Below are 15,087 nucleotides of genomic sequence, written 5' to 3' on the forward strand. Positions count from 1 at the left end.
ATTATACTGTCAGGTTTAACCAATGACAAATTATTGAACTTTTTAAGAGGTGAATTTTTTGCGACGTTCTTTAAAGTGGCTGGCGGTTTCAACCACGATCGTGATGATACTTATTTTACTTGGCGGTGCCTTGGTTACCAAGACTGGGTCTGGGATGGGATGTGGAAGATCTTGGCCTTTATGCGAGGGCAAATTTGTTCCCTCGGAAATAACACCAGAACTTTTGATAGAGCTTGCTCATCGGCTTGTTTCGGGTGCTGGAGGAATAATGGTTCTCGCCCTTTCAGTTTGGTCATGGAAGGCAATTGGTCATATTAGAGAGACTAAATTTCTCTCCTTACTTTCCTTTATCTTTTTACTCTTACAAGGATTAATTGGAGCGGCTGCCGTATTATGGGGGCAATCAGGTTTTGTACTTGCCTTACATTTTGGAATATCACTTGTTTCCTTTGCATCCGTTTTCTTACTGACCCTGCTTATTTTTGAAATCGATAAAAAGTTCGAGGCAGAAAAGCTATACATAGATAAGCGTATGGGATTTCATATTGTAGGTGTCTCTATCTACAGTTATCTTGTTATCTATACAGGCGCATTGGTACGCCATATGAAAGCAAGTCTTGTATGCCTCGACTGGCCTTTCTGCTCAAATGAAAACCTTTCCTTGCCATCAGACATATACCAATGGGTACAAATGGGACACCGCGCAGCAGCAGGTATCATTTTTATCTGGATTTCTTATATTTTTTACCTTGTCGTGCGGCATTATAAACAGCAGAAAGTGCTATATTGGGGCTGGATGATTGCATTTATTCTGGTTTCCTTACAAGTAATTGCAGGGGCGTTCATCATCTTTAGTTTGTTAAACCTTTATATCGCACTCCTGCATGCCCTTTTTATCACCTGCTTATTCGGTGTATTAAGTTATTTCCTTCTCTTGTATTCAAGATCACGCAGAAATCATCATTAAAAAAGTTGCCGGTTATTCCCGGCAACTTTTTTATTCTATGCTTTTGTTAGTTCTAGTAATAGATCTCCTGTAAGAATGGCATCTCCACTTTTAACGTAAAGGTCTTTTACAGTACCTGAGAATGGAGCTTGAACCGTTGTTTCCATTTTCATCGCTTCTGTGATCAGTAAATGATCTCCTCGTTCCACTCTTTCTCCCGGTTCAACCAAAACCTTAATGACGGTTCCCGGCATAGAGGCCGATAGGTGTTCTTCGTTTTTCATATCCGCCTTCAATCTAGAGGCGACGGTTGCTTTAATACCCTCATCCTTGATAGAGACCTCTCGGGGCTGTCCATTTAGCTCAAAATAAACCACCCTTGTGCCGTCTGCCTGAGGTTGACCGATCGAGACTAATTTAACAATAAGTGTCTTACCTTTCTCGATTTCAACCTCAATTTCTTCACCCAGTCTCATCCCATAAAGAAATGTTGGTGTATCAAGCATGGAAATATTTCCAAAACGTTCAATTGCCCTGCTATATTCTAAGAACACTTTTGGATAGAGTGCGTAAGATACTGTTTCAAAATCAGTTATTTGTCTGCCAAGCTCTTCAAACAATTCATCCCTAAGCTTATCAAATTTCACATCCTCGAGAAGTTCACCAGGTCGGACTTCTAAAGGTTTCTTCCCTTTTAAGATGACTTTTTGAAGTTCTTCAGGGAATCCTCCATATGGCTGCCCTAAATACCCTTCAAATAATTCCACAACAGAGTCGGGAAAATCAAGACTGTTTCCTCTTAATAAAACATCTTCCTCCGTTAGGTCATTTTGCACCATAAATAAGGCCATATCCCCGACAACCTTTGAGGAAGGGGTTACCTTAACAATGTCCCCAAACATTTTGTTGACACGGGAATACATATCTTTAACCTCATCCCATTGTTCAGAGAGCCCCACTCCTTTTGCCTGCTGTTGAAGATTGCTATATTGCCCGCCAGGCATTTCATGCTGATAAACTTCTGAATGTGGGGAGATCATTCCGCTTTCAAAATCATGATAAACTTTGCGGACATCCTCCCAGTAATAGGAAAGCTTTTCAAGCGCATCAATATTAACCTTTGGCTTTCTCGTATTACCTTCAAGTGCATAGAATAAGGAATTAGCACTTGGCTGCGATGTCAATCCTGCCATTGTACTTAATGCTGTATCAACAATATCGACACCGCCATCAATGGCACGTGCATAGGTAAAAATTCCATTTCCACTTGTATCATGAGTGTGGAGATGAATAGGGATATCGACAGTCGCTTTTAATTCGGATATTAACTGATAAGCTGCTTCAGGCTTTAACAGTCCGGCCATATCCTTTATTGCCAGAATATGAGCGCCTTGCTGCTCCAACTCTTTTGCTAATGTTCGGTAATAGTTCAGATTATACTTTACTCTTGTTGAGTCTAAGATATCGCCGGTATAACAGATAGCTGCCTCAGCAATTTTCCCTGACTGGCGGACTGAATCAATGGCAACTTCCATTCCCTTTACCCAGTTTAGACTGTCAAATATCCGGAAGACATCGATCCCTGCTGAAGAGGATTGATTAATAAATTCACGGATCAAGTTATCTGGATAGTTCTTATATCCTACAGCATTCGCCCCACGGAACAACATTTGAAAAAGAACATTGGGAATCTTCTCACGAAGAGTTAATAAACGGTCCCATGGGTCTTCCTTTAAGAACCTATAGGCTACATCAAAAGTTGCCCCGCCCCACATTTCGAACGAAAATAAATCAGGTAATAATTTTGCTGTTTCTTCTGCAATATGAGCAATATCAGTAGTCCTCATTCTAGTTGCTAATAATGATTGATGGGCATCCCGATAGGTAGTATCTGTTAGTAAAACTTGCTTTTGATTTTTAATCCATTGAACAAGACCATTTGGCCCATATTGATCGAGAATTTGTTTGGTTCCATTCTGATATGGAACATCATATTTTAACAGTGGAATCCTAGGCTTAGAGAAAACAGGTCTTTTCTTTTTCTCAATCCCAGGGAAACCATTTATTGTAACATTTCCAATATAACTTAATAGCTTCGTTCCCCTATCTTTACTTACAGGAAAGATAAATAATTCTGGTGTTGTATCAATAAAGGATGTATCGTATTCACCATTTCTAAACTTCTCATGTTTGACGACATTTTCAAGGAAGGGAATGTTCGTTTTTATCCCTCTAATTCTAAACTCTTGTAAATTACGCACCATCTTTGCTGCTGCTTGTTCAAAAGTCAATGCCCATGTTGATAGTTTCACAAGCAAAGAATCGTAATAGGGTGTGATTACAGCTCCCTGAAAGCCATTTCCAGCATCAAGACGTACACCAAATCCCCCTCCTGAACGATATGCCATTATTTTTCCAGTATCCGGCATAAAATTGTTCAGTGGATCCTCTGTTGTAACCCTCGACTGAATGGCAAAACCATTTAACTTAATTTTTTCTTGGGCAGGAATTCCAATGATCGGACCGTGCAGTTCATGTCCTTCCGATACCAATATTTGTGTTTGAACGATATCAATACCAGTAACTAATTCTGTTACAGTATGTTCTACTTGCACACGCGGATTAACTTCAATGAAATAAAAATCATTCCCCGAAACAAGAAATTCAACTGTACCTGCATTTAGATATTGGACCTTGCTCATTAATTTTACTGCTGCCTGGCAGATCGAATTTCGAAGCTCCTCAGAAATGGAAACACTTGGAGCCACTTCAACCACTTTTTGATGGCGTCTTTGAACCGAGCAATCGCGGTCAAATAGATGAACCATTTTCCCATGCTGATCTCCAATGATTTGAACCTCAATATGTTTGGGATTTTCAATTAGTTTTTCTAGATAGACTTCATCGTTTCCAAAAGCAGCTTTCGCTTCAGATTTAGCTCGTTCAAAGGCTTCGCCGACTTCCTCTTTGCTTTTTACAATTCTCATCCCACGTCCGCCACCGCCCAATGAGGCTTTGATAATGACTGGGAATCCATGGATAGCAGCAAAGTCTTCCACTTCATTTACCGCATTGACAGGGCCATCGCTGCCTGGAATGACGGGAATATTGGCAAGTTCTGCCTGGCTTCTTGCTTTTACTTTGTCCCCAAACATATCCAGGTGATTAGATGTAGGTCCGATAAAAATAATTCCCTCTTCTTCACAGCGTCTGGCAAAATGGATGTTTTCTGATAGGAAACCATAACCAGGATGAATGGCATTTACATCGCTTTTTTTAGCAATGTCAATAATCCCATCAATGTCTAAATAGGCGTCAATTGGTTTTTTCCCTTCTCCAATTAAATAAGCCTCATCTGCTTTATATCGATGGTAAGAGCCGGAATCCTCCTTCGAATAAATCGCAACAGTTCGAATATTCAGTTCAGTACAAGCCCGAAAGACCCTTATCGCAATCTCTCCGCGATTAGCCACCAATACTTTATTAATCTGTCTTGTCACGTAAAGCACCTCGTATTCTATGTATTTTTAAAAACGCAAGGGACATTATTCCCCCGCGTTTTCATTAAAGATAATAAACCTTGCCATCATCAGACTTGAACCTTTTGTCTGCTTGCCCTTGTTTATTTTTATATTTACTTTCATATTTCACAAACATCGAAACATTAACAAGAATGCCAGTGGCTCCCGCGAGCATTAACAGCGATGACCCGCCATAACTGATGAAAGGAAGCGGTACACCGGTCAACGGTATAACACCAGATACCCCTGCCAAATTAATAAAAGACTGAATGCCAATCATACTAGAAATACCAAATGCTAATAAACTACCAAATGGGTCTTTACATTTCATCCCGATATGAATTCCCCGTAAAACGATATAGGAGAGAAGGAGAATAACAAAACCCACACCCCAAATTCCTAATTCTTCAGCGATGATCGCCATAATAAAGTCTGTGTGGGACTCAGGCAGATACCCTAGTTTTTGAATACTTTTTCCTAGCCCCAGTCCGTTTACCCCACCTGAACCAATCGCAATAAACGAGTTTGCCAGATGGAAACCGGCATCTTTTACATATTTTTCATCAAACGGATTACCCATTACTTCAAAACGGCTCATTTGTTCTGGTGAGAATATTTTCCCCCAGGAGACAAGAACGAGCGGGAGCAGCACTATGAGAACCATAAAAACTAATTTCGAGATTGTTTTAAGGTTCATACCAGAAGCAATAATAATGGTTCCAGCAATAGCTGCAATAATAACAGCTGTTCCAAAGTCCGGCTGGACTGCTATAAGAACACAGACTATAAAAAGATATACTAAAGGCGGAAGTACTCCCTTATTAAACTGATTAATATACGGTTGTTTTTTTGCATACACAGAAGCCAAATAAATAATGACTCCTAATTTTACAAATTCGGATGGCTGAAGTAGAAAGGAACCAATTTGATACCAGCTTTGGGCATTATTCTTTACCTGTCCAAAAGCAAAAAGACCGAGTAAAGAAACAAGCGAAGCAATGACCATCGGAGCCTGAAACCATTTCGTATAATTCATTATTTTGTAAGGAACAAGCGCTGTAATTATAAATATTATAGCAAATACTAATAAAAATATTTTTTGCCTTTGATAGAAAAAATCAGGTTTTACTTGATACCTTTGAACGGCGTAAGCCATGCTAGCACTATAGATCATCACAAGTCCAAACGCGCACAGAAGGATGATGGCAATAATCAACGTATAGTCATATGATCTTAATATTTTTTTCAGCATTTAAAACGTCCTCATTTTCAAAAAAATTAATAGTGTACCATTCTATTATAATAGAAAATGCGAGGCAATACTTGAGGAAATTCTCCTTTGTTACAAGTTTTTTATAAATAATATTCCCATAACTTTTTCTTATGTATAATAAAAAACTCAAACATTACGTGGTATTGTTTGAGTTCTTATTTATGCACTATTTTTTTAAAGATGCATCATGAAGAGCAGACAATTCTCTCTCTAATTGGTCTAAAATTGCTTTTCCATCCTTAGCATCTATTAAGCCTAATCGCACAGCAAAGTCTATTTCTCTTGAAAGGCCAAACATTTGTGTGTCCAATACCTCTTCATAAAGAGGACATTGAGGCATCGTGAGATTGTCCATTTGCACTTTGATAAGCTTTAATATCTTTTCAGCGTCAGCCTGCAATAAGGCGTAGGCTTTTTCATGGTGATTCACGATCATTTCAGACGCCAACATTGATCCCCCCATTTCAGAGCGATAATTCAACTTATCTATAAATTTTACCGTTTACACCACCAAATTGCAAGAATAATGACGGATATTTACAAAAGGAGTTACCTTTTATGACAACCCAGTCAAAAAAAGATATACTAAGAAAGCGGCATTCATTTATATTTAGATCAGTATTAACGGATTAAAAGATTTTAACGCAGGACTCTTGTATGAGTGTGAATTTAGTGGAATGAAAAGGACTTACAAGATTTTAGGGGGATGGATGATGGAAAATATTTTAACAATATCCGGGAATGTAAAATATACAATTACACTTGATCCAGGAGTTTGGATTTTTGACGACCGCCGAGTTGATTTAAACACTCACTTCACTCAAGTAAAAGAGATCTCCAATTCTAATGAGGCCTATACAAAAGCAGTTTCTAAACACTGGGATCGTGAAATCATGGAGGGAGCAATCTATCCCCCAACATTAAAAACTGAAAAGAAATTCGAAAAAGAAAAGGTTTTGACCGGTACCTTTGGGATTCCTTTTAAACCATTTTTGTTAAATTCGGAGCCAGCTCCTGATGCTAAAAGCTTACTTGTCCGCACAACAACGGAGGAAATAGAGTTTCCACTAGAAACCGCATATAATTTTATATTAGGTTATTCAAATAATGGTAAACCCTTAACTTCGGATGGACCTGTCCATATTTATTTTGCTGATGGCTCTAATAAGGATAACCCAATTAAAGATATAATAGGTTTTACCATTAAATAAGAGCTAAATAGTATCTGCCTAAACGGGTGCCAGCTGGCACCCGTTTTAGACACGTCCAGCTCCAGCGCATGTTCAAATGCTTGAGCTATTGGTCCTATAATAAGTCCGCTGCCAATCGGGCTAGGCCTGACCGCTCCCCTTTTAACAGCTTTACATGTCCGGAAATTTCCTGATCCTTAAACTTTTCCACGACATAAGTTAATCCATTGTTATAGGCATCTAGATATGGATGATCAATTTGTTCAGGATCCCCCATTAACACAATCTTACTGCCCTCTCCTACCCTTGTTAAAATGGTCTTAACTTCATGCTTGGTTAAATTTTGCGCTTCGTCTATGATGATAAACTGCTTTGGAAGACTTCGACCGCGGATATAGGTTAAAGCCTCCACCTCGATTGAACCCATCCCGGCTAGAATAGCATCAAGTTCACCAGGCTTCTTCGTATTAAATAAATATTCTAAGTTATCGTAAATCGGCTGCATCCATGGTCTTAGCTTTTCTTGTTTTTCTCCTGGCAAAAATCCGAGATCTTTCCCCACTGGGACAATCGGTCTTGCCACCAAAAGCTTTTTATATTCTCTAAAATCCTCCGTTTGCATTAGACCAGAAGCGAGAGCAAGCAATGTTTTCCCTGTCCCTGCCTTACCGGTTAATGTAACAAGCGGAATATCTTTGCGTAATAATAATTCAATCGCCATCGTTTGCTGCACATTTCGAGAGTGTATCCCCCATACGTGTTCTTGATTTAGGGTCAATTTTTTGACCTTTTTACTCGTTTTATCGACCATCCCAATAGCGGAAGCAGAGCTGCCGAGTACATCTTTCATGATTAAGAATTGATTCGGATAGAACGGGTGGTTAGCTACCTCAGAAAGTGATAATTCTCCTTTTTCGTAAAAACGTCCTAGCAATTCAATTGGTAGGAGTAATTCAAAAAAACCTGTATAAATATGTTCTACTTCTACTACCCGGTCATTTAAAAAATCCTCTGCTGTAAGACCAATCGCATCTGCTTTTACTCGAACCAATGCATCCTTACTAACGATTATTACTGGTTTGCCATCTTCTTTTGCTTGTTCCTCTAAGTATAAATTTTTTGCCACCGCTAAAATACGATTATCATTCGTTTTTTCAACAAATATTTCTTGAAGTTCGTGAAAAGATCGGTGGTTTAATTCAATCCTAATCGTTCCCCCATTCTCAAGAGGAATTTTTTCATGAAGTTTCCCAGCTGCCCTTAGACCATCAATTAAACGCGATACTTGTCTTGCATTCCTGCCAACTTCATCCATATATCTTTTCTTTGAGTCCACTTCTTCAAGGACCACTGCCGGAATTACAACTTCATTGTCTTCAAACGAATAAATGGAATACGGGTCTTGGAGCAAGACATTTGTATCTAACACGTATATTTTACTCAAAGCAACGCCTCCTGGTTCACTGGTGTATGGCTTGTGAAATTAGTTTCAACAACCCTTTGCTAGATTGGACTTTGGTAAAATATATGTTTATTGGAATAAAGATAGAAGACGTTCCGCACAATAATTGTTATAAAGACCATCAAACTTGCATGAGAGTCTATTGTTCAAGCCAATTTTACCATTAATTTATCATCTTAGAGGCGGCGATAATAAATGAAAAAAATCCTTTTAACAACAGCAGCCATTAGTTTACTGTTAACAGGATGCAAGTCCGTTAATCAAAACGAGAATGTCAATAGCGGCAACCGACTAGTAAACGTGAAAAACAGTTATATTAACAATGTGGACAGGAAATCTGGACAGGAAATCTCTAAACGTCTTGTTAAGCTTGCCACTAGTATTCCGAATGTGTCGGATGCAACTGCAGTAGTTTTAGGGAACTATGCCATTGTCGGAATAGATGTTAATGCAAAATTAGACCGGTCACAGGTTGGGTCCATTAAGTATTCTGTTGCGGAGAGTTTAAGAAAAGATCCTTACGGGGCAAAAGCTATTGTTGTGGCAGATGCGGACACGAATCAACGGTTACGGGAAATACAGGCGGATATTAAAAAAGGCAGACCCATTCGAGGAATTATGGAGGAACTAGCAGATGTCGCAGGACGGTTAATTCCAGAAGTACCGGGTGACTTAATAACACCAAGCCCTAAAAATGCAACCGAAAAACCAGATCAAAAACTGAAGGGCAATGAAGAAAAGAAACTCAACAAAGAACAAGAAGACCAATCCAATCACTATAAGTAAAAAAAGCTTAGTTTTTCCACTAAGCTTTTTTCATTGCATCCATCACTTGCTTGTCGAGCCTCTCAGCCGCTCTCTTATCATATGTTTTATCATATTGGACTTCTGTAACAATTTTCGAACCGTAAAACATAACGTCTCTTACTTCTTTAATGGTTACTTCTACTAAAGCCAGTTTCAGTGGCACTTCTGACAGACGTTCTTCTTTAACGTTCGCTTCTCCCGCAATTGAGTATGTAGATTCATTTGCAATTAAATTAATCACAACTTTATTATTACTATTGATATTTTCTAAGATCCGCGAACGGTTATCTATAGCAAAAAAGATAGTCCCTTCGTCTTTAGCTAACACCCAAGAAATCGCACTAACATTAGGACCGCCTGTTTCATAGTCAATCGTTGACAGTGTTACAAATCGCTCTTTTTGCAGTTCATCAAATAATGGCTGGATTAGTTTTGGTTCTACTTGATTTGCCATTTTTACACAACCCCTTTTTCATTCCTTAAAAACAGATATTCTCATATTACTACTATCCCAATTTTTCATCAACTTTAACCAATTGATTTTCCAGTAGTTGTTAAGTCATGGTATACTATATAATACAAACATGCTGTTATTTGAAGGTAGAATTGAAGAGGTGCTTGAATGAGAGTAAAATGTGTGATTTGTGATAAGATTGAACCCATAGATGATGAATCATTAATAGCAAAACGACTTCGGAATCGTCCCATTCATACATATATGTGTCATAACTGCAGTACTAGAATTGCCGATAAGACACATGCCCGAATCGATTCAGGTAATTTTCGTTTATACCGCCCGAAATCTGATAAGGATGAATGGTGATTAGGAAAAAGTGAACAAAATAAAAAACGCTTGTATAGATTAAATATACAAGCGTTTTTATTTGAAGTGTTTAGCTTATGCCCTTGTTCAAGGAGCTTAAGCTTTTCTCAATTAATCAGTCGGATAGTCCTTATATTTTTCAGGTTCCTGATTAATTTGATTGATCATGATTTCAATTAATTCGCGAGGATAACGTACCTTTTTTGTTTCCTCTCCCTGTTGATACGAAATATAATACATCAGATCATCTGTAGTCATCTCAATACTCGAGACAGAATGCTGTACTATGAGTATTTCTTCAAAGAAATCCCGTGTCTCAATCGCTGCTTTGTCATCAGGGCGGGCATCACAAACCACTTTTATGGTCAGCCAATTATATAGTGCATCCTGTAATGAGTGCATTTTACTCTCCCCCCGTGACTCCGCTATTTGCCTGTTTTTTAGTTTGGTGGAGGCGGATTTTATAAATAATTAATAGTAACGCCGCGACACCTAGCCCTTCTGCAATTGGTAATGCGTATGAGAAAAACAACATTAAAACGCAGCCAACACAAAGACTGAAATAAATGACAATATTTTTACCAAGGGGCAGCTTTTTTGCAAAACCTAGACGATATACAATAACGGATAAGACTACAATAAAAATATATTGTAAGAGGACACCAGTTTTTATATCGTTCGTAAGTTCAATAAAGAATCTTAAACTTGGGGAGAAAGATCTTAATTCTTCCACGGGTTTGCACCTCTCAATACTTAACTCAATTCAGCATATTTTTTCTTTTTAGCCATTCTCTCACGTTCATTTTTATCAAGAATTTTCTTTCTTAAACGAATGGATTCAGGTGTTACTTCACAATATTCGTCGTCATTTAAGTACTCAAGTGATTCTTCCAATGTCATAATCCTAGGCTTTTTAATAACTGACGTTTGATCTTTGTTTGCAGAACGAACATTGGTTGCTTGTTTTACCTTCGTAATGTTAACGGTTATGTCGTTTTCACGAGTATGCTCCCCAACGATCATCCCTTCATATATTTCTGTTCCAGGTTCAACGAAGATAGTACCACGATCTTCCACCTGCATAATTCCATAAGTAGAAGCTTTTCCAGATTCCATAGAAACAAGGACCCCTTGACGTCTTCCGCCAACCTGTCCTTGAAGCATTGGCTGATAGCTGTCAAATGTATGATTTATAATTCCATACCCACGAGTCATTGTTAAAAATTCCGTTGTATAACCAATTAAACCACGTGCCGGCACATTAAAGATTAAACGTACTTGACCTGAGCCATTATTAATCATATCAATCATTTCGCCTTTGCGTGCTCCAATTGATTCCATTACTGAACCGGTATGTTCTTCAGGAACATCAATTTGAACGCGCTCTACTGGCTCACAACGGACACCATCAATTTCTTTTACAATTACTTCTGGTTTAGAAACTTGAAGCTCGTAGCCTTCACGACGCATATTTTCAATTAAAATTGATAAATGAAGCTCACCACGGCCGGAAACAATCCATGCATCAGGTGAATCTGTATTCTCTACCCGTAAGCTTACATCTGTCTGCAATTGAGCACGAAGTCTTTCTTCAATCTTTCTTGAAGTCAAATACTTACCTTCTCTACCTGCAAATGGGCTGTTGTTAACAACAAAGGTCATTTGCAATGTAGGTTCATCAATTCTTAAGATTGGTAATGCTTCTTGGTGTTCAACCGGGCAGACAGTTTCACCAACATTAATGTCCTCCATACCAGAAACGGCAATTAGGTCACCTGCTTTTGCTTCTTCCACTTCTTGACGTTTTAATCCAAAGAAGCCGAAGATTTTGGTAACACGGAATTGCTTAACAGAACCGTCCACCTTCATGAGTGCAACCTGCTGACCAACTTTCATTGTTCCACGGAATACACGTCCGATTCCAATACGACCAACATAATCATTATAATCAAGCAATGCTACTTGGAACTGAAGCGGCTCATCACTATTATCGACTGGTGCCGGGATATGTTCCACAATCGCATCATATAATGACTTCATGTTTTCGTCTTGTTTCTCCGGATCAATACTTGCTGTTCCATTGATCGCAGAGGCATAAACAACTGGGAACTCAAGCTGGTCTTCATTCGCACCAAGCTCAATAAATAAATCTAGTACTTCATCAATTACTTCTAATGGACGGGCAAAATCACGGTCAATTTTATTGACAACAACAATTGGGGTTAAGTTTTGTTCTAATGCCTTCTTTAAGACGAAACGTGTCTGTGGCATACAGCCTTCATAGGCATCAACAACAAGCAGTACCCCATCAACCATCTTCATGATCCGTTCTACTTCACCGCCGAAGTCAGCATGTCCTGGTGTATCCAAGATGTTGATTCGGGTATCTTTATATTGAATTGCTGTATTTTTTGCAAGGATCGTGATTCCGCGTTCTCTTTCTAAATCATTAGAATCCATTGCACGTTCTTCTACATGCTCATTGGAACGAAATGTTCCCGATTGTTTTAGCAGTTGGTCCACCAACGTTGTTTTACCATGGTCAACGTGGGCAATAATCGCTATATTACGTATATCATTTCTTATATTCAAAAAATTCCACTCCTACCTTTATTCAAGAAATTGGTTTTAATTATAGTTTTTCATATACAACTAAAACATTATACCACAAATAAAGTGGAAACCTGAAATGATTTTATGTAAAATAAAAATAACAAAGCAATTCGAATGTGTTTGATCAGAAAAAGGGGTATGTACAGATGAACAATGTAAAATGGCCTTTACTCATTTATGCAATTCTGGCAGCAGCAAGTATTGTGGGAATCGGAATTGCAATTAGTGAACAAAGCATAATCGGGGGCCTTGGCAGTATTGTGGCTGTGATTGTTATTATGGGAATGGGTTTTAAAACAAAAAGAAAAATGCGTGAAAATGGTGATTTATAAAAATAGAAGCCTGGCTGCCGCCAAGGCTTCTATTTTTATAAAATGAGTGCTACCATTGCCCGCCTTTTAAATAATCATTTAAAATTGTCTGGTGAAGCCCTGGTTTCGCAGCGAATAATGAATTGGTTGAAAGAAAATCAAGTTTTTCCCCTCGTAAATTCGTTACTACTCCGCCAAGTTCTTCTAAAATAACTGCACCCGCTGCTACATCCCATGGAGCAAGACGCATAGAGAAATAAGCATCTACCCTTCCAGTTGCTAAAAATACCAGTTCTAGAGCTGCCGTTCCATAGGACCTCGTCCCCCTGGCTTCTTTCACTAATGGTATCAACAGATTATGGTCAATTCTTTTATTTTCAACAACCCATGTGGCATTAAGAGCAAGAATGGATTCTTTAATTGTAGTTTCTTTAAGCTCGGGTATTGGTTTTCCATTTATGTATGCACCTTTTCCACGTATTGCGTGGTATAACTCATCATGGACAACATCATAAATGAGCCCTATTTTACCTATACCATTCTCATATACCCCGATCGATATAGCAAAATTCCTTTGCTGGTGAATAAAATTCATCGTCCCGTCAATCGGATCGATTATCCAAACTACCCCTTCTAGATTGTTAAGTTCATCCCCGAAACCCTCTTCTCCCATAATCTTATGCTCCGGATAAACCTCTTTAATATGCTGGATAAAAAATTGCTCAATTTCCCTATCGATATTTGTCACTAAATCATTGGGATTTGATTTCGTTTCAATATTTAATATTGTCTTAAAGGATACACGAATTTTCTCTCCTGCTTCTTTAACCCACTGCTTTGCATGGGTATCAATTATTTCCCAATTCATATTCTTCCTCCATTCTTTCTTTTATTCAATGTATGTAGTATGAAGCTTGATTATTAATTTGATGTACTTATAGCTTAATCAAATTAACCTGATACAGCAACTTTTTACCCAGCTATCGTTCAACTAATCACACATCCGCACAATAATAAACGAACTCCCCTTATTCTCATTTGGAGTTCGTTCAAATCAAGCGATAAATTATTTCTCCATGGTTCATTCCAACTTTGTACTCCTTAGATTATAAATCGCTCAAAAAGCCTTAAGCCGTAATAATTCCAAGCGGATTTTTTCTAATTTTTGCTTGCACTCTTTCATTTTCTTTTCATTTTTGTCTTCAATTGCCTCAAATAAAGTAGCCAATTCATAATCCATTTCTAATCTTAATACAGCTGTTCTTTCTTTTTCAGTCGCTTTTTTTAGGGATGTATTCATTAATTGCTTCACCTAGCAGCGCCCCCTTTCCTAATTTTACTGATTTTTATGATTTTTCTATTTTTTTATTTTACTGTATAATATGAGCCACCTTGATATGTTGCAACAAATATGTGCACTAACCCAGTCGAGCAACAAACTTCTTCGATTTTCTGTCTTATGCTACAATATTTGACAAACAGTTGTGGAGGTAATTCAATGGATTTCGTTGGATTTACAAATGAGGATTTTGATGTTTTCTTAATAGATGGATTAGAAGCACGAATGGAAGCTTTAAAAAATACGGTTCGGCCAAAACTTGAACAACTTGGGGAATATTTTGCGCCAACATTATCTGCTCTGACGGGAGATGAAATGTTCGTTCATGTTGCCAAACATGCTAGACGGACGATAAACCCCCCTAAGGATACATGGGTAGCTTTTGCTAGTAATCCCCGCGGGTATAAAATGCTCCCACATTTCCAAATTGGATTATGGAATACACATTTATTTGTGTGGTTTGCAGTCATTTATGAAGCACCACAAAAGGAAATAATCGGTGAACGCTTCATCAAGAAGGCAGCCAAAATCCACAAGGAAATACCGAAAGAGTTTTCATGGTCTTTAGATCATACCAAGCCAGATACCATTTCACATCAACAGTTAACGAAATCAGATTTACTGGCTCATTTCGAGCGATTAAAGACCATAAAAAAAGCTGAACTATTATGTGGTTATAGGATAGAAAGAGATCAAGTAATTGAATTAGGTGCAGATGGATTATTAACTCGAATTGAGGATGTGTTTAATAAAGTTGCGCCGCTTTATAAAATTGCTCAGAATATAAAATAAAGAAGAAAAC

General features: G+C 38.1%; 16 protein-coding genes. 6 read left to right on the forward strand and 10 right to left on the reverse strand.

The features are described from left to right. Positions 1-58 precede the first annotated feature (58 nt). On the forward strand, positions 59-967 hold the full coding sequence (locus V7266_RS23715) for a COX15/CtaA family protein (RefSeq protein ID WP_335471564.1): 909 nt from the start codon (positions 59-61) through the stop codon (positions 965-967). A 35-nt stretch (positions 968-1,002) separates the two neighbouring features. Here V7266_RS23715 and pyc read toward each other — a convergent pair whose 3' ends face one another. The 3 genes from pyc to V7266_RS23730 all read right to left on the reverse strand — a co-directional run bounded on the left by pyc (position 1,003) and on the right by V7266_RS23730 (position 6,188). After that, positions 1,003-4,446 (reverse strand): pyruvate carboxylase, encoded by a 3,444-nt coding sequence (pyc, locus tag V7266_RS23720; protein WP_335471565.1) that lies wholly within the window; start codon positions 4,444-4,446, stop codon positions 1,003-1,005. A gap of 64 nt (positions 4,447-4,510) precedes the next feature. After that, positions 4,511-5,719, reverse strand: coding sequence for an FtsW/RodA/SpoVE family cell cycle protein (locus tag V7266_RS23725; protein WP_335471566.1), 1,209 nt, complete (start codon positions 5,717-5,719; stop codon positions 4,511-4,513). Between the two features lie 187 nt (positions 5,720-5,906). Then, positions 5,907-6,188, reverse strand: coding sequence for a YlaN family protein (locus V7266_RS23730; RefSeq protein WP_101647471.1), 282 nt, complete (start codon positions 6,186-6,188; stop codon positions 5,907-5,909). 265 nt (positions 6,189-6,453) lie between these two features. Between V7266_RS23730 and V7266_RS23735 the strand changes: the two genes are divergently transcribed. Continuing rightward, positions 6,454-6,951, forward strand: coding sequence for a peptidyl-prolyl cis-trans isomerase (locus V7266_RS23735; RefSeq protein ID WP_335471568.1), 498 nt, complete (start codon positions 6,454-6,456; stop codon positions 6,949-6,951). Between the two features lie 94 nt (positions 6,952-7,045). Here the strand turns inward: V7266_RS23735 and V7266_RS23740 are convergent, their stop codons facing one another. Further along, positions 7,046-8,374 carry a PhoH family protein gene (locus tag V7266_RS23740; protein ID WP_335471569.1) on the reverse strand — a complete coding sequence of 443 codons (1,329 nt, stop codon included), beginning with the start codon at positions 8,372-8,374 and terminating at the stop codon, positions 7,046-7,048. Positions 8,375-8,587: 213 nt separating this feature from the next. Here V7266_RS23740 and V7266_RS23745 point away from each other — a divergent pair, with 213 nt between their 5' ends. Further along, a complete protein-coding gene (locus tag V7266_RS23745) occupies positions 8,588-9,178 on the forward strand; it encodes a YhcN/YlaJ family sporulation lipoprotein (protein WP_335471570.1) in 591 nt (196 codons plus the stop codon). Positions 9,179-9,197: 19 nt separating this feature from the next. Here the strand turns inward: V7266_RS23745 and V7266_RS23750 are convergent, their stop codons facing one another. Continuing rightward, on the reverse strand, positions 9,198-9,653 hold the full coding sequence (locus tag V7266_RS23750) for a pyridoxamine 5'-phosphate oxidase family protein (protein WP_335471571.1): 456 nt from the start codon (positions 9,651-9,653) through the stop codon (positions 9,198-9,200). A 168-nt stretch (positions 9,654-9,821) separates the two neighbouring features. Here V7266_RS23750 and V7266_RS23755 point away from each other — a divergent pair, with 168 nt between their 5' ends. Then, positions 9,822-10,022 carry a YlaI family protein gene (locus V7266_RS23755; RefSeq protein ID WP_335471572.1) on the forward strand — a complete coding sequence of 67 codons (201 nt, stop codon included), beginning with the start codon at positions 9,822-9,824 and terminating at the stop codon, positions 10,020-10,022. 111 nt (positions 10,023-10,133) lie between these two features. Here the strand turns inward: V7266_RS23755 and V7266_RS23760 are convergent, their stop codons facing one another. The 3 genes from V7266_RS23760 to typA are packed head-to-tail and all read right to left on the reverse strand — an operon-like array spanning position 10,134 to position 12,614. Next, positions 10,134-10,424 carry a hypothetical protein gene (locus V7266_RS23760; protein WP_335471573.1) on the reverse strand — a complete coding sequence of 97 codons (291 nt, stop codon included), beginning with the start codon at positions 10,422-10,424 and terminating at the stop codon, positions 10,134-10,136. Position 10,425: 1 nt separating this feature from the next. Next, complete coding sequence (locus V7266_RS23765; protein WP_335471574.1) at positions 10,426-10,755, reverse strand: YlaH-like family protein; 330 nt, start codon at positions 10,753-10,755, stop codon at positions 10,426-10,428. Between the two features lie 20 nt (positions 10,756-10,775). Continuing rightward, positions 10,776-12,614 carry a translational GTPase TypA gene (gene typA / locus V7266_RS23770; protein WP_335471575.1) on the reverse strand — a complete coding sequence of 613 codons (1,839 nt, stop codon included), beginning with the start codon at positions 12,612-12,614 and terminating at the stop codon, positions 10,776-10,778. A gap of 167 nt (positions 12,615-12,781) precedes the next feature. On the opposite strand from typA, the gene V7266_RS23775 reads away from it, so the two are divergent. Next, positions 12,782-12,967 (forward strand): YlaF family protein, encoded by a 186-nt coding sequence (locus V7266_RS23775; RefSeq protein ID WP_335471576.1) that lies wholly within the window; start codon positions 12,782-12,784, stop codon positions 12,965-12,967. A 49-nt stretch (positions 12,968-13,016) separates the two neighbouring features. Here the strand turns inward: V7266_RS23775 and V7266_RS23780 are convergent, their stop codons facing one another. Continuing rightward, complete coding sequence (locus V7266_RS23780) at positions 13,017-13,814, reverse strand: inositol monophosphatase family protein (protein WP_335471577.1); 798 nt, start codon at positions 13,812-13,814, stop codon at positions 13,017-13,019. A 249-nt stretch (positions 13,815-14,063) separates the two neighbouring features. Further along, positions 14,064-14,258: a hypothetical protein gene (locus V7266_RS23785; protein WP_098526974.1), complete on the reverse strand. Its 195-nt coding sequence runs from the start codon at positions 14,256-14,258 to the stop codon at positions 14,064-14,066. A gap of 186 nt (positions 14,259-14,444) precedes the next feature. On the opposite strand from V7266_RS23785, the gene V7266_RS23790 reads away from it, so the two are divergent. Then, positions 14,445-15,077 carry a YktB family protein gene (locus V7266_RS23790; RefSeq protein ID WP_335471578.1) on the forward strand — a complete coding sequence of 211 codons (633 nt, stop codon included), beginning with the start codon at positions 14,445-14,447 and terminating at the stop codon, positions 15,075-15,077. Positions 15,078-15,087 lie beyond the last annotated feature (10 nt).

The sequence above is a fragment of the Neobacillus drentensis genome, from assembly GCF_036965645.1.
GTDB classification, from domain to species: Bacteria; Bacillota; Bacilli; order Bacillales; family Cytobacillaceae; genus Neobacillus; species Neobacillus drentensis_D.

What these genes read in the sequence shown, in the direction of transcription:
- V7266_RS23775 (WP_335471576.1), top strand. Translation starts at nt 12,782, where the DNA reads ATGAACAATGTAAAATGGCCTTTACTCATTTATGCAATTCTGGCAGCA.
- V7266_RS23745 (WP_335471570.1), top strand. Translation starts at nt 8,588, where the DNA reads ATGAAAAAAATCCTTTTAACAACAGCAGCCATTAGTTTACTGTTAACA.
- V7266_RS23755 (WP_335471572.1), top strand. Translation starts at nt 9,822, where the DNA reads ATGAGAGTAAAATGTGTGATTTGTGATAAGATTGAACCCATAGATGAT.
- V7266_RS23735 (WP_335471568.1), top strand. Translation starts at nt 6,454, where the DNA reads ATGGAAAATATTTTAACAATATCCGGGAATGTAAAATATACAATTACA.
- V7266_RS23750 (WP_335471571.1), bottom strand. Translation starts at nt 9,653, where the DNA reads ATGGCAAATCAAGTAGAACCAAAACTAATCCAGCCATTATTTGATGAA.
- V7266_RS23760 (WP_335471573.1), bottom strand. Translation starts at nt 10,424, where the DNA reads ATGCACTCATTACAGGATGCACTATATAATTGGCTGACCATAAAAGTG.
- V7266_RS23790 (WP_335471578.1), top strand. Translation starts at nt 14,445, where the DNA reads ATGGATTTCGTTGGATTTACAAATGAGGATTTTGATGTTTTCTTAATA.
- V7266_RS23780 (WP_335471577.1), bottom strand. Translation starts at nt 13,814, where the DNA reads ATGAATTGGGAAATAATTGATACCCATGCAAAGCAGTGGGTTAAAGAA.
- V7266_RS23725 (WP_335471566.1), bottom strand. Translation starts at nt 5,719, where the DNA reads ATGCTGAAAAAAATATTAAGATCATATGACTATACGTTGATTATTGCC.